This is a genomic window from Rhodococcus sp. NPDC003348 (genome assembly GCF_053589375.1).
The window spans coordinates 30,914-44,175 of the sequence record NZ_JBSFRT010000017.1 but is presented as its reverse complement, the minus strand read 5'-3'; the positions used below and the strand labels follow the sequence as shown (position 1 = coordinate 44,175).

Here is a 13,262-nt window from a genome sequence, read left to right as displayed (position 1 = left end):
CTCAAGCCCCCTTGGCCGGCACGACCTGCAGATACACCATGGTCAGGATCAGGTTGGCGAAGAACAGCAGAAGGAACGTGATGACGACCGTCTGGTTCACCGCCTCGCCGACGCCCTTCGGGCCCGGGTTCGGGTGCAGGCCCTTGTACGCGGCGACGACACCGGCGATGACACCGAAGATTGCCGCCTTCACCTCCGCGATGTAGAGGTCCGGCAACTGCGCGAGTGCCGAGAACGACGCCAGGTAGGCGCCCGGGGTACCCCCCTGGAGGATCACGTTGAAGAAGTAACCGCCCGCGATCCCGACAACCGAGACGAGTCCGTTGAGCAGCACCGCGACGAGCACCATCGCGAGGACACGGGGCACGACGAGACGCTGGATCGGATTGATGCCCAGCACCTCCATCGCGTCGATCTCCTCACGAATCGTGCGGGAACCCAGGTCCGCGGTGACCGCCGAACCGGCCGCGCCTGCGATCAGCAGAGCGGTGACGATCGGGCTGCCCTGCTGAATCACGGCCAGCACGCTGGCCGCACCGGTGAACGCCTCTGCACCGAGCTGTTTGATCAGCGACCCCGTCTGCAACGACACCACCGCACCGAACGGAATCGCGACGAGCGCGGTCGGCAGGATGGTGACGCTCGCGATGAACCATGCCTGTTCGATGAACTCGCGGAACTGGAACGGCTTGCGGAACAGGTTGCGGACGACGTCGACGAACAGCTGGACGATCAGGCCGGCCTGGGTCAACGCTGCCGATATCGGACTCAGCAGCGTGCTCTTCGAACCCCCCACGCGCGCTCTACCCGTTGGTCCAGGACGAGGACTCCGTGATGTCTCCCGTCGCTCCGCTCGTCGCGGCCGACTCGCTGTACACGGGGATCACCTGGGTGGCGGCGTCGCCGTCGCCCAGGCTCTCGAGGATGCTGCGCTGCGCTTCCGGGGGCAGGGTGTGCAGGATCGACCGGACGCGGTCCTGCCTGCGGTGAACGGCCTGACGGACCGGCATGCCGGGCGTCGCCTGCATCTGAGGGATCACACCGGAAACTTCCTGGGAGCCGTCGTGGTGACCGGCCTCCTTCATCGCCAGCTCCGCAGCCATCTGCGACTCGTCCTTCTCCTCGGACATGCCGATCGGGCCGATCTTGCTGCCGTTGAGGAACTGCTTGACGACCGGCTCCTCGCTGGTCAGCAGCACCTCGCGCGGTCCGAACATGACGAGCTGCTTGCGGAACAGCATGCCGAGATTGTCCGGCACGGTGCGAGCGAGGTTGATGTTGTGCGTCACGATCAGGATCGTCGCGTCGATCTGCGCGTTGATGTCGATCAGCAGCTGGCTGAGATAGGTGGTGCGCACCGGGTCGAGGCCGGAGTCGGGCTCGTCGACGAGGATGATCTCGGGATCGAGCACCAGAGCGCGGGCCAGACCGGCGCGCTTGCGCATACCGCCGGAGATCTCGCCGGGCAGCTTGTTCTCCGCGCCGAGCAGACCGTTGAGCTCGAGCTTCTCCATCACGATCTTGCGGATGTCGGACTCGGACTTCTTGGTGTGCTCACGCAGCGGGAACGCGACGTTGTCGTAGAGGTTCATCGACCCGAACAGCGCGCCGTCCTGGAACAGCACACCGAACATCTGCCGGACCTCGTACAGCTCCTTCGACGAGCACTGGAGGATGTCGGTGCCGTCGATCACGATCGATCCCTGCTCGGGTCGCAGCAGGCCGATCAGCGACTTGAGGAACACCGACTTGCCGGTGCCGGACGGCCCGAGCAGCGCGCTGACCTCACCGGCAGGCAACGTCAGGGAGACGTCCTGCCAAATCTTCTGGGAGCCGAACGACTTCGTAAGTCCCTCGACCTTTACCTCTACTCCCACCACTTACCTCCACGCTGTTCGATAGGTCGCCCCCACTGTGGGTTGGGTCACTCTATCGCATCGATGTGGTACCCGTGACCGCCAATCCTACTCACGAGTAAGTACGGTGCGCAATACCGAGGTTTCGACTGCTCCACACCATCTCCGACCTGCGACAACAGGGAAAAACCGAGCTGGACCGGCGTCCAGTGACGCCGCTCTCGGGCACGAAAAAGGGCCGCTCCCCGATGGGGAACGGCCCTTCTTCTCGAACGTGACGCCGAAGCGTGACGCGCGAAGCGTCTTACTTGACGGAAACCGTCGCGCCGGCAGCGACCAGCTTCTCCTTGGCGGCCTCGGCAGCGTCCTTGGCAACCTTCTCCAGGATCGCCTTCGGCGCACCCTCGACGAGGTCCTTGGCCTCCTTCAGGCCCAGGCCGGAGACGACCTCACGGACGACCTTGATGACCTGGATCTTCTTGTCGCCGGCACCCTCGAGGATGACGTCGAACTCGTCCTGCTCGGACTCGGCCTCAGCGGCGGCGGCCGGGGCACCGGCAGCGGCAACGGCGACCGGAGCAGCGGCGGTGACCTCGAAGGTCTCCTCGAAGGCCTTCACGAACTCCGAGAGCTCGAGGAGGGTGAGCTCCTTGAACTGGTCCAGCAACTCTTCGGTGGTGAGCTTCGCCATGATGGCGTCCTTCCTGTAAGTCCCATGTCGCTGATCCGCGACGAGGTGGGATGGGTGGTGGTACGTGATACGCAAGACCCGGAACCGCGAGCAGGGCGCCCGCGACCCGACGTCTCGTGCGGATCAGCTCTCGGCTGCGGAACCTTCCGCGGCCTTCTTCTCCTGCAGCGCAGCGGCCAGACGGGCCACCTGCGACGCGGGGGCATTGAACAGGCCTGCGGCCTTTGCCAAGTTGCCCTTCATCGCGCCGGCCATCTTGGCCAGCAAGACCTCGCGGGACTCGAGGTCCGCAATCTTGTTGACCTCGTCCACGGACAGCGCAGCGCCGTCCATGTAGCCGCCCTTGATGATGAGCGCCTTGTTGTCCTTCGCGAAGTTCTTCAGCGCCTTCGCGGCGTCGACCGGCTCGCCCTTGATGAATGCAATGGCGGTCGGTCCGACGAACAGGTCGTCAAGGCCCTCGACGCCCGCCTCAGCGGCGGCACGCTTGACCAGGGTGTTCTTGGCGACGGAGTAGGTAGCGCCTTCTCCGAGCGCGCGACGCAGCTGCGTCAGACTGGTCACCGACAGACCACGGAACTCCGTGACCACGGCGGCAGTCGAACCCTTGAACTGCTCAGCGATCTCCGCAACCGCGGTGACCTTCTCGGGCTTTGCCATACTTCGCCTCCTCTCGTGACATCGTGTTGGTGTGTCCTGCCGGACGGTGTGAAACATCCGGCGGAAGGAGCCGCAACACGACAAACGCCCCGGTGCAGGGCACACGGGGCGTACACGAGGAGCGATCGACCCGGCTCACGCCGGACGGACTCTCCCCTGCCTCGTCCTCCTGCGTGGGCCGCCGGACCTGCTCCGGACCTTCAACCGATCTCGCCGCAACAGCTTTGACACTGCCGACAGCGCACACCGGTGACCAACGGTCTTGGGTAGAACTTCTTGGGGTGAACTCGAAATAGGTTCGAACTCTCGAGCCACACTACCGGACACCCCTGACGAACTCCAAAACGGGCCCCGACCTGCGCGCATCCGGACACGAAAGAGGCCGGCCCGGAGCGAACTCCGGACCGGCCTCTCGTCGAGCGTGTGACTACGCCTCGGCATCCTCGAGGAGGTTGCGGGTGCGGTTCGGGTCCACCGGGATGCCCGGTCCGGTGGTGGTCGAAACCGTGACCTTCTTGACGTAGCGGCCCTTGGCCGACGACGGCTTCGCACGCAGGATCTCGTCCAGAGCGGCGCCGTAGTTCTCCACCAGCTTGGCATCGTCGAACGACGCCTTGCCGATCACGAAGTGCAGGTTGGCCTGCTTGTCGACGCGGAAGTTGATCTTGCCGCCCTTGATGTCCGCAACGGCCTTCGCCACATCGGTGGTGACGGTGCCCGTCTTCGGGTTCGGCATCAGGCCACGCGGTCCGAGGACGCGGGCGATGCGGCCGACCTTGGCCATCTGGTCCGGGGTGGCGATCGCGGCGTCGAAGTCCAGCCAGCCGCCCTGGATGCGCTCGATCAGGTCCTCGGCACCGACTGCGTCCGCACCGGCGGCCTCGGCCTCGGCGGCCTTCTCGCCGGCGGCGAACACGATCACACGGGCGGTCTTACCGGTGCCGTGCGGGAGGTTGACGGTGCCACGGACCATCTGATCCGCCTTGCGGGGATCGACGCCGAGGCGGACGGCGACCTCGACGGTCGCGTCCATCTTCGAGGAGGAGGTCTCCTTCGCGAGCTTCGCAGCCTGCAGCGGGCTGTAGAGCTTGCTCGGGTCGATCTTCTCAGCGGCGGCGAGGTATGCCTTGCTGCGCTTTGCCATGTGTTCTGTCCTTACTTCTCACCGGCGGGTTTCACACCCGGGTGAATGGTTCAGTTGTGGTTGCGGGCCTGGCCGGCCCTCCCACGCGTTCGGTACTGCTCAGCTCGAAAGCTGACGAGGCTTCGCTCAGCCCTCGACGAGGATGCCCATGGAACGGGCGGTGCCGGCGATGATCTTCGCGGCGGCGTCGATGTCGTTGGCGTTGAGGTCTTCCTGCTTGGTCTTCGCGATCTCGCGCACCTGATCCATGGTCACGGTCGCGACCTTGGTCTTGTGCGGCTCGCCGGAGCCCTTCTGCACACCAGCGGCCTTGAGCAGCAGCTTGGCGGCGGGCGGGGTCTTCAGCTTGAAGTCGAAGGTCCGGTCCTCGTAGACCGAGATCTCCACGGGGATCACGTTGCCGCGCTGCGACTCGGTGGCCGCGTTGTAGGCCTTGCAGAACTCCATGATGTTCACGCCGTGCTGACCGAGCGCGGGACCCACCGGCGGGGCAGGGTTCGCCTGACCGGCCTGGATCTGAAGCTTGATCAGCCCTGCGAGCTTCTTCTTCTTGGGGGGCATCTTCGTTCCTAATTCTTGCGGTTGTGTTTCTTGCTGCAGTGCAAGTGTGGGGGCCGCGCGGACCTGCGAACCGTGCGGGCCTAGATCTTCGAGACCTGGTTGAACGACAGCTCGACCGGGGTCTCACGACCGAAGATCGAGACCAGGACCTTGAGCTTCTGCTGTTCGGCGTTGACCTCGCTGATGCTCGCAGGCAACGTCGCGAACGGGCCGTCCATGACGGTGACCGACTCGCCGACCTCGAAGTCGACCTCGACCAGCGGCTTCGCAACCGCCTCGGAGACGGCCTCGCCTGCGGCGGCGGCAGCGGCGGCGGGCTTCTTGGCGCCCTGCTGCGGCATGAGGAACTTGACGACCTCGTTGATCGTCAGCGGCGACGGGCGGGAGGTCGCACCGACGAACCCGGTGACGCCGGGGGTGTTGCGCACCGCGCCCCACGACTCGTCGTTGAGCTCCATGCGCACCAGGATGTAGCCCGGCAGCACCTTTCGGTTGACCTGCTTGCGCTGGCCGTTCTTGATCTCGGTGACCTCTTCGGTCGGGACCTCGACCTGGAAGATGTAGTCGCCGACATCGAGGTTCTGCACGCGGGTCTCGAGGTTGGCCTTCACCTTGTTCTCGTACCCGGCGTAGGAGTGGATGACGTACCAGTCACCGGGGGCGCGGCGGAGCGCGGCCTTCATCTCGGCAACCGGATCGACGGCCTCCTCGGCGGCGGCTTCCTCGGCGGGAGCCTCGCCCTCGCCGGACTCGCCGTCGACGGCGGACTCGTCGGTCACGGCCTCGTCGGCGATCACGCCGTCAGCGGACTCCGCAGCGACCGCGTCATCGGCAACAGGCTCTCCGGCCAGGGCCTCATTTGCGTCGTTATCGGGGGTGCTCACTGGCGCGCTCGCTTCCTCTCATTGCATGTCGGTGTCCGGGATCAGCCGAACAACCAGGTGACGCCCTTGATGAACGCCAAGTCCAATCCACTGATGTACGCCACCATGAACGCCACGAAGGCAAGCACGACCGTGGTGTAGGTGACCATCTGCTTGCGGTTCGGCCAGATCACCTTGCGGAGTTCGGCGATCACCTCACGCAGGAACCGACGCAGGCGCTTGAAGAGATTCTCCTTGCGCGGCTTGTCCGCCTTCGACTTCGCGGCACTCTTGGCGGGCTCGCCTGCGGCGGACTTGGCCGGCGAACCGGCGGCGACGGTGGTAGTCGCGGAAACGTCCGTGGCCGCGCTGGAACGGCGGCCCGGACGCTTGCCAGTCGGTCGAGAGGACGATGCGGCGGCATTCGCGGCGGCATCGTCGGTGCCCGAGGACCCCGCCGAGTTCTCGGCCTTTCCGCGATCCTCGCTCACCGTCGTTCCTCTCAGTTGCTGACATCCGGGGCAGGGGCGACAGGACTTGAACCTGCAACCTGCGGTTTTGGAGACCGCTGCTCTGCCAGTTGAGCTACGCCCCTTTGGTCGATCCGTGCTGCTCACAAACAGTGCACTCTCTCGAGTGCGCTCTCACGAGCCGATCAACCAACTCTGTGACCACACAACACGCGCGCCACCCCAGTCGGCACAACAAGTACCGAAGGGCAGCGCGCAGCGCTGAACAATCCCAGAAATCTCAGTGTACTGCACGGTGGTCTAACAAACCCAATCGGCTGGAAATCAGCCGAGTCGGACGGTTGCGGTGGCCCGACCGAAGATCTTCTTGCCGTCCACCTTGGCCACGATGGCGATCACCGCTGTGCGGTTCTCGTCGTCGACCGAGCGTACCTTACCGGTCAGCTCGATCTCGGCACCCCTGCCATCGTTGGGCACGTAGACAGGGCTGGTGAAACGGACGTTGTACTCCAGCACCGCGCCCGGGTCCCCGAGCCAGGACGTGATGTACCCGGCTCCGATACCCATCGTCAGCATGCCGTGTGCGACCGCCATTGGCAAACCCACTGATTGAGCGACCGCATCGTCCCAGTGGATCGGGTTCGGATCGCCGGCGACGCCCGCGTACTGAACCAGGTCGGACCGGGTCAGCGGAACGATCTTCTCGGGCAGCTCCTGCCCGGCGACGACGTCCCCGAAACTTCGCAACGCCATCACTCGCCCTCCTCGACGTGCCGGCCCATCAGCGTGGTGTAGGTCGTGAGCACCAGCTCGCCGTCCTGATCGGTGATCTCGTTGCGGGTGACGATGATGTCGCTGCCGCCCATCACCCTCAGGGAGTCGACGTACACGTCGCAGTAGAGCCTGTCGCCGACCTTCATCGGCCTGCTGAAGACGAGCCGCTGATCGGTGTGCAGGATGTTGCTCAGGTCCAGCTCGAGGCCGAGGGTGTCGAAGAACTCCTCCTGCGCCATGAACCCGAACACCGAGATGAACGTCAGGGGCGTGACGAGGCCGTCGTAGCCGAGCTCACGCGCGGCGTTCTCGTCGCGAAAGGCCGGGTCGTCGTTCTTGACCGCCCGCGCGTACTCGCGCACCTTCTCGCGGCCGACCTCGTAGTAGTCGCTGAACCTGTGATGCAGGCCAACGAGATCAGCATTCAGTTTCACCGAAGCAGGACCCTTATCTGCACTGGACGCGGCTGCACTGGAACACAGCGATGGGCCGACCACGGGTTCACCCCGTCCCGGCCCCTGCGTCATAACCAAAAAAAATCGCGTGCCCCGCATCTGCGGAGCACGCGATTGATGTTACTTGGATTCCCGATGCGCCTGATGCGTTCCGCAGTTCGGGCAGAACTTCTTCAGCTCGAGCCGATCAGGATCGTTGCGCCGGTTCTTCTTCGTGATGTAGTTCCGGTGCTTGCATACCTCGCATGCCAAGGTGATCTTGGGGCGAACGTCAGTGGAGGAGGCCACGGTATGCCTTCTTTCGGGTGAATCTGATCGGGATCAATCAGGGTGTGTTGCCATGTCGTCTTGTGTAGCGATGGCCGGACTTGAACCGGCGACACAACGATTATGAGTCGTTTGCTCTACCAACTGAGCTACACCGCCTCGGTGCATCGATGCCAGTCTAAGTCGAGTAGGCACCCAATCCAGCGAGCCCCCTAACGGAATCGAACCGTTGACCTTTTCCTTACCATGGAAACGCTCTGCCGACTGAGCTAAGGGGGCATGCTCCGCTGCGCGTTGCCGCGCTTTGAAGCCTTCCGAAGGTTACACAGTCTGTGTCCGGAGTTCCAAACCGCCTGGTCAGGACCCTTTTTCAAACTGTCTAACCACCAGGTCCCAGCGAGCTCGCACTCGCCGGGACCCAGGTGTGGCAGGTGTAGGATTCGAACCTACGTAGGCGTAAGCCGACGGATTTACAGTCCGCTCCCATTGGCCGCTCGGGCAACCTGCCTGGTGTCATCCAGGATTCCGCGTTCGACCCTCTCGGGCTTCCCGGTTCTCCCTGGCGCGATGAGAAGAATACAACTACCGGGGCGGGTTAATGCAAACCGTGTGGTTATCGTGGGTTCTCGAGCCCCCGGAGACCGGGTGGCGACCGACGAAGTAGGGAGAAAGACGTGGCGGATTCGTCCTTCGATGTGGTGAGCAAGGTCGACCGGCAGGAAGTGGACAACGCACTGCACCAGGCCGAGAAGGAGCTGAACACTCGCTTCGACTTCCGCAACACCGGCGCGACCATCGAATGGTCGGGCGAGGAGACCATCACCCTGACCGCGGACACCGAGGAGCGTCTGAAGGCGGCTCTGGAGGTCTTCAAGGAGAAGCTGATCCGCCGGGACATCTCACTCAAGGCGTTCGACGCGGGCGAGCCGGCCCAGTCCGGCAAGGTCTACAAGCTCAGCGGCTCGCTGGTGCAGGGCATCTCCTCCGAGAACGCGAAGAAGATCTCGAAGAAGATCCGCGAGGAGGGACCCAAGGGCGTCAAGGCGCAGATTCAGGGCGAAGAACTCCGGGTGAGCAGCAAGAAGCGCGACGACCTGCAGGCGATCATCGCACTGCTCAAGGGCGAGGACTTCGGCATCGCGCTGCAGTTCGTCAACTACCGCTAGGCACGCCCCGGTACCGATCCGACGAGAACGGCGCCGGTCACCCCGCGTGGGGCGACCGGCGCCGTTCTCGTCGGCGGGCACCCAGGATCAGCTCACGATCTCCTCGCTCCGGACGTCACGCACGAAGAGCGAGGCCACGACTGCCAGCAGCGAGATCACCGCCCCGCACAGGAACGCGGCGTGGATTCCGGACATCGCGGCGTCCAGCGCATCGGCACCCGCGGTCAACTCCGACGTGGTGCGGGTGGTCATCATCGTGATGAACAGCGCGGTACCCGCCGCTCCCGCGACCTGCTGCATCGTGCTCACGATCGCGCTGCCGTGCGAGTAGAGCCGCTGCGGGAGCGAGCCCAGCGACGAGGTCAGCAGCGGGGTGAACACGAAGGCGAGCCCCGCGTTGAGCAGCACGTGGATCCCGATGATCATGCCGGTGGCACTGCCTGCGTCGAGCAGCGTCATCAGCCACAGCGCGGCACTGACCGCCATGGTGCCCGGGAGCACCAGACGCCGGGCCCCGACTCGGTCGTAGAGCCGGCCGACCACCGGCGAGAGCACACCCATGACCAGCCCGCCGGGCAGCATCATCAGGCCTGTGGCGAGGGTGTCCCGACCGAGGACGTTCTGCAGGTACAGCGGCAGCACGATCAGCGAGCCGAACAACGCCATCATGCTCACCACCAGCACCGCGACCGCGATCGAGAACGGGGTGCTGGCGAAAGTGCGCAGGTCGAGCAGTGCGCGGTCGGTGCGCTGCAGCGAGAACTGCCGGGCCACGAACGCGGCCAGCGCGACGACACCGATGACGATCGGGATCCACGGCGCGACCGGAGTGTGCCCGGCGGCCGACTCCCCGATGCTGCTCAGGCCGTAGATCAGGCCACCGAACGCCACCGCCGACAGCAGCAGCGACAGCAGGTCGAACGGGGCCCGTCGGGTCTCGGTGACGTTCTTGATCAGCACCGCGCCGATCACCAGCGCCAGGATCGCGATCGGCAGCACGATCCCGAACATCCACCGCCAGCTCAGCGCCCGCAGGATCAGGCCCGACACGGTCGGGCCGATCGCCGGGGCCACGGCGATCACGATGGAGATTGTGCCCATCGTCCGGCCGCGAGACTGCGGCGGAACCAGGTTCAGGACGGTGGTGGTCAGCAGCGGCATCATCATCGCGGTGCCGCCCGCCTGCACCACCCGGCCCGCGAGCAGCAGTTCGAATCCGGGGGCCACCGCGGCGAGCAGGGTGCCGAGGCTGAACAGCGACATCGCGGTGATGAAGATCGCTCGCGTCGAGAACCGTTGCAGCAGATAGCCGGTCGCCGGGATCACCACGGCCATCGTGAGCAGGAACGCGGTGGTGAGCCACTGCGCGGTGCCTGCGGTGATCGACAGGTCCTCCATCAGCCGAGGCAGTGCGACACCCATGATCGTCTCGTTGAGGATCACCACGAACGCGGCCACCACCAGCAGCCCGATCACGAGCCGATCGGAGGAGGACAGGCCGACCGGCGCCTCGTGCGATTTCGATGGTGGGTGGGTATCGACGGCGTCGACCTGAACATTCATAACTGTCAGTTTCACGCAATATGGCAGAGACTGTCAATTAGCCGTCGTCTGTAGTCTTGTCAGCTCCAGCCAGGAGAAAGCGAGCGGTCGATGCCACCCACACTCCGTGAACGACGGCGCCGCGAGACCCGCCACGAGATCAGCGACGCCGCCCTCGAACTGTTCGAGGAACGCGGATATGCCGGCACCACCGTCGACGACATCGCCGCCCGCGCCGGCGTGTCACAGCGCACGTTCTTCCGGTACTTCCCCACCAAGGAGGACACGGTCCTCACCGGGGTCGAAGACCTGAGCACGGCGTTGGCCGCCGCCCTGACCGACGGCATGCCCGAGGACCTGGTGCTCGAGCACGTCGAAGCCGCTCACCTGAGACTTCTCGACGACCTCATCAGCGGGGACCCCGACGCCGTCCTACGGATCCTGCGCGTTCGGCGGCTGGTGATGAACGACCCCGACCTGCGCGGGGCCGCGGCGTTGATGGACTTCGAGAACGTCCGGAAACTGACCGAGCAGATCGCGGCCACCCTCTCCCCCGACGCGGATCCGGTGCTGCCGCGGCTGATCGTCGAGACGAGCTCCGCCACGCTGCGCGTCGCATTCGACATCTGGGTCGAGCACGCCGAGGCCGGGGAGGTGGCCGACCTCGCGGTGATCTACCGCGACTGCCGGGCGAAACTGCACGGGATCCTGGGCGCCCCACCGAGCGAACGGGAGCGCTGAGCGCTCCCCTTCGGTCCGCGCTGATGGCGCTACTCCGGCAGCCTTCTGCCGGCAAGATCCTCGAGGCGCTCGATCCGGTCGGCCATCGGCGGGTGGGTGGAGAACATCCGGCTCATCTTGTCGCCGGCACGGAACGGGTTGGCGATCATCATGTGCGACTGCGCGGCGATCTTCGGCTCGGGCGGCAGCGGCGCCGCCTGGGTACCGCGCTCGAGCTTGCGCAGCGCCGACGCCAGTGCCAGCGGATCCCCGGTCAGCTCGGCGCCGGACTGGTCCGCCTGGTACTCCCGGGACCGCGAGACCGCCAGCTTGACCACGGTGGCGGCGATCGGCCCGAGCAGCGACACCAGCAGCAGTGCCAGTGGATTCGGGCGGTCGTCGCCGCGGCCACCGAACATGCCGGCGAACATCGCCATGTTCGCCAGTCCGGAGATCACCGCCGCCATCGCCCCCGCCACCGAGGAGATCAGGATGTCCCGGTTGTAGACGTGTGAGAGCTCGTGCCCGAGCACCGCACGCAGTTCGCGTTCGTCGAGGATCTGCAGGATCCCGCTGGTGCAGCAGACGGCGGCGTTGCGAGGGTTGCGGCCGGTCGCGAACGCGTTCGGGGCCGCGGTCGGGCTGATGTACAGCCGCGGCATCGGCTGGTGTGCGGCGGTCGCCAGTTCGCGAACGATCTTGTAGATGATCGGCGCCTCGACCTCGGTGATCGGCTGCGCGTGCATCGCGCGCAGCGCCAGCTTGTCGCTGTTGAAGTAGGCCCACGCGTTGGTGGCGACGGCCAGCACGATCGAGAAGATCAGGATGGTCCGGTTGTTGAACAGCGAGCCGATGAAGACGATCAGCGCGGACATGACCACGAGCAGGCCGAAGGTCTTCATCCCGTTCGAATACCGATGCACTGGCGCCTCTTCCCCGAGTCGATCACGACCGGCCGGCCGAACCGACCCGTCACCAAGTCAACGAGGGACCCCGAAGCTGGGTTCCCTCATCGGGGAACGTTACTTCAGCCGACCCGGGCAATCGTGTATTCGACCAGGCGTTTCAGCGCGTCGTTTGCCGGCCCTTGGGGAAGCTCTGCGAGCTGGGCGCGGGCCAGGTCCACGTACTCCCCGAGCTTCGCCTTCGCCGCGACCATGCCGGGCGACCGTTCGAGCAGCACCAGCGCCTCGGCGACCTCGTCGTCGTCGGTGACCGGTCCGTCCAGCAGCACCCGCAGTCGATCCGCGTCGGGTCCCTCTTCCCGCAGTGCGTAGAGCACCGGCAGGGTGTGGACACCCTCGCGCAGGTCGGTGCCCGGCGTTTTGCCGGACTGCGCCGACTCCGAGGAGATGTCGATGATGTCGTCGACGATCTGGAATGCGGTGCCGACGGCGTCACCGAGCCGTTCGAGCCGCTCGACGTCCTCGGCCGACGCTCCGGAGAAGGTTCCGCCGAACCGGCCGCAGGCGGCGATCAGGGAACCGGTCTTCTCCCACACCACCTTGAGGTAGTGCTCGATCGGATCCTGGCTCTGCTTCGCGCCGATGGTCTCCCGCATCTGCCCGGTGACGAGTGCGGCGAACGTCTCGGCGATGATCCGCACCGCGTCCGGCCCGAGCGTCGACACCAGCCGGGACGCGTGCGCGAACAAGTAGTCGCCGGCGAGGATCGCGATGCTGTTGTCCCAACGGGAGTTCGCGCTCGGGGCGCCGCGGCGCATCGACGCCTCGTCCATCACGTCGTCGTGGTACAGCGTCGCCAGGTGCACCAGCTCGACCACGGTGGCCGCGGTGACCACGGACGGGTCGGCGCCCCGCGGCCCCAACTGCGCGGTCAGCAGGGTGAACAGCGGACGGAACCGCTTGCCTCCGGCCTTGGCGAGGTGCAGTGCGGCCTCGGTGAGGAAGTCCTCCCCGTCGGACAGTTCGCTGACCAGCAGCGTCTCCACATCGGTCAGACCCGTCCGCACCGCCTCGGCCAGTGCCTGGTCGCCCAGATCCACACCGGCGACGACGGTGCTCGTCGCTTCGCTCGTGCTCACGATCTCAGTACCCATCCTGTTCTGACGAGGCGCCCGCAAACCGGACCCC

General features: G+C 65.6%; 16 protein-coding genes and 4 tRNA genes. 2 read left to right on the top strand and 18 right to left on the bottom strand.

Going from position 1 to position 13,262, the window contains the following annotated elements; translation table 11 throughout:
• Position 1 precedes the first annotated feature (1 nt).
• The 15 genes from ACWDU4_RS13600 to ACWDU4_RS13530 all read right to left on the bottom strand — a co-directional run bounded on the left by ACWDU4_RS13600 (position 2) and on the right by ACWDU4_RS13530 (position 8,249).
• A complete protein-coding gene (locus tag ACWDU4_RS13600; RefSeq protein WP_450114432.1) occupies positions 2-796 on the bottom strand; it encodes an MlaE family ABC transporter permease in 795 nt (264 codons plus the stop codon).
• A gap of 7 nt (positions 797-803) precedes the next feature.
• Positions 804-1,877, bottom strand: a complete 1,074-nt coding sequence (locus ACWDU4_RS13595) for an ABC transporter ATP-binding protein (RefSeq protein ID WP_450114431.1) — start codon at positions 1,875-1,877, stop codon at positions 804-806.
• Between the two features lie 283 nt (positions 1,878-2,160).
• A complete protein-coding gene (rplL, locus tag ACWDU4_RS13590) occupies positions 2,161-2,547 on the bottom strand; it encodes a 50S ribosomal protein L7/L12 (protein ID WP_450114430.1) in 387 nt (128 codons plus the stop codon).
• 123 nt (positions 2,548-2,670) lie between these two features.
• On the bottom strand, positions 2,671-3,207 hold the full coding sequence (gene rplJ, locus ACWDU4_RS13585; protein ID WP_450114429.1) for a 50S ribosomal protein L10: 537 nt from the start codon (positions 3,205-3,207) through the stop codon (positions 2,671-2,673).
• 427 nt (positions 3,208-3,634) lie between these two features.
• Positions 3,635-4,351: a 50S ribosomal protein L1 gene (gene rplA / locus ACWDU4_RS13580; protein WP_450114428.1), complete on the bottom strand. Its 717-nt coding sequence runs from the start codon at positions 4,349-4,351 to the stop codon at positions 3,635-3,637.
• Between the two features lie 126 nt (positions 4,352-4,477).
• Complete coding sequence (gene rplK, locus ACWDU4_RS13575) at positions 4,478-4,912, bottom strand: 50S ribosomal protein L11 (RefSeq protein WP_450114427.1); 435 nt, start codon at positions 4,910-4,912, stop codon at positions 4,478-4,480.
• 80 nt (positions 4,913-4,992) lie between these two features.
• Positions 4,993-5,796 (bottom strand): transcription termination/antitermination protein NusG, encoded by an 804-nt coding sequence (nusG, locus tag ACWDU4_RS13570; protein ID WP_450114426.1) that lies wholly within the window; start codon positions 5,794-5,796, stop codon positions 4,993-4,995.
• Positions 5,797-5,837: 41 nt separating this feature from the next.
• Entirely contained in the window at positions 5,838-6,266 is a 429-nt protein-coding gene (secE, locus tag ACWDU4_RS13565) for a preprotein translocase subunit SecE (protein ID WP_450114425.1), read from the bottom strand.
• A 31-nt stretch (positions 6,267-6,297) separates the two neighbouring features.
• Positions 6,298-6,370: transfer RNA gene (locus tag ACWDU4_RS13560), tRNA-Trp, on the bottom strand.
• A gap of 199 nt (positions 6,371-6,569) precedes the next feature.
• On the bottom strand, positions 6,570-6,998 hold the full coding sequence (gene hadB / locus ACWDU4_RS13555; protein ID WP_450114424.1) for a (3R)-hydroxyacyl-ACP dehydratase subunit HadB: 429 nt from the start codon (positions 6,996-6,998) through the stop codon (positions 6,570-6,572).
• Positions 6,998-7,453 carry a (3R)-hydroxyacyl-ACP dehydratase subunit HadA gene (gene hadA / locus ACWDU4_RS13550; RefSeq protein ID WP_450114423.1) on the bottom strand — a complete coding sequence of 152 codons (456 nt, stop codon included), beginning with the start codon at positions 7,451-7,453 and terminating at the stop codon, positions 6,998-7,000. Before hadA ends, hadB begins: the two co-directional genes overlap by 1 nt.
• 141 nt (positions 7,454-7,594) lie before the next feature.
• Positions 7,595-7,762, bottom strand: a complete 168-nt coding sequence (gene rpmG, locus ACWDU4_RS13545; protein WP_031937658.1) for a 50S ribosomal protein L33 — start codon at positions 7,760-7,762, stop codon at positions 7,595-7,597.
• A 65-nt stretch (positions 7,763-7,827) separates the two neighbouring features.
• A tRNA-Met gene (locus ACWDU4_RS13540) sits at positions 7,828-7,900 on the bottom strand.
• A gap of 47 nt (positions 7,901-7,947) precedes the next feature.
• Positions 7,948-8,020: transfer RNA gene (locus tag ACWDU4_RS13535), tRNA-Thr, on the bottom strand.
• A gap of 146 nt (positions 8,021-8,166) precedes the next feature.
• Positions 8,167-8,249: transfer RNA gene (locus ACWDU4_RS13530), tRNA-Tyr, on the bottom strand.
• Between the two features lie 166 nt (positions 8,250-8,415).
• On the opposite strand from ACWDU4_RS13530, the gene ACWDU4_RS13525 reads away from it, so the two are divergent.
• Entirely contained in the window at positions 8,416-8,907 is a 492-nt protein-coding gene (locus ACWDU4_RS13525) for a YajQ family cyclic di-GMP-binding protein (RefSeq protein ID WP_450114422.1), read from the top strand.
• A gap of 87 nt (positions 8,908-8,994) precedes the next feature.
• Here the strand turns inward: ACWDU4_RS13525 and ACWDU4_RS13520 are convergent, their stop codons facing one another.
• Positions 8,995-10,470: an MDR family MFS transporter gene (locus ACWDU4_RS13520; protein WP_450114421.1), complete on the bottom strand. Its 1,476-nt coding sequence runs from the start codon at positions 10,468-10,470 to the stop codon at positions 8,995-8,997.
• 90 nt (positions 10,471-10,560) lie between these two features.
• Here ACWDU4_RS13520 and ACWDU4_RS13515 point away from each other — a divergent pair, with 90 nt between their 5' ends.
• A complete protein-coding gene (locus ACWDU4_RS13515) occupies positions 10,561-11,190 on the top strand; it encodes a TetR family transcriptional regulator (RefSeq protein ID WP_450114420.1) in 630 nt (209 codons plus the stop codon).
• Positions 11,191-11,219: 29 nt separating this feature from the next.
• On the opposite strand, the gene htpX is transcribed toward ACWDU4_RS13515, so the two are convergent.
• Complete coding sequence (gene htpX / locus ACWDU4_RS13510) at positions 11,220-12,092, bottom strand: zinc metalloprotease HtpX (protein WP_450114419.1); 873 nt, start codon at positions 12,090-12,092, stop codon at positions 11,220-11,222.
• Between the two features lie 104 nt (positions 12,093-12,196).
• Positions 12,197-13,228, bottom strand: coding sequence for a polyprenyl synthetase family protein (locus ACWDU4_RS13505; RefSeq protein WP_450114418.1), 1,032 nt, complete (start codon positions 13,226-13,228; stop codon positions 12,197-12,199).
• Positions 13,229-13,262 lie beyond the last annotated feature (34 nt).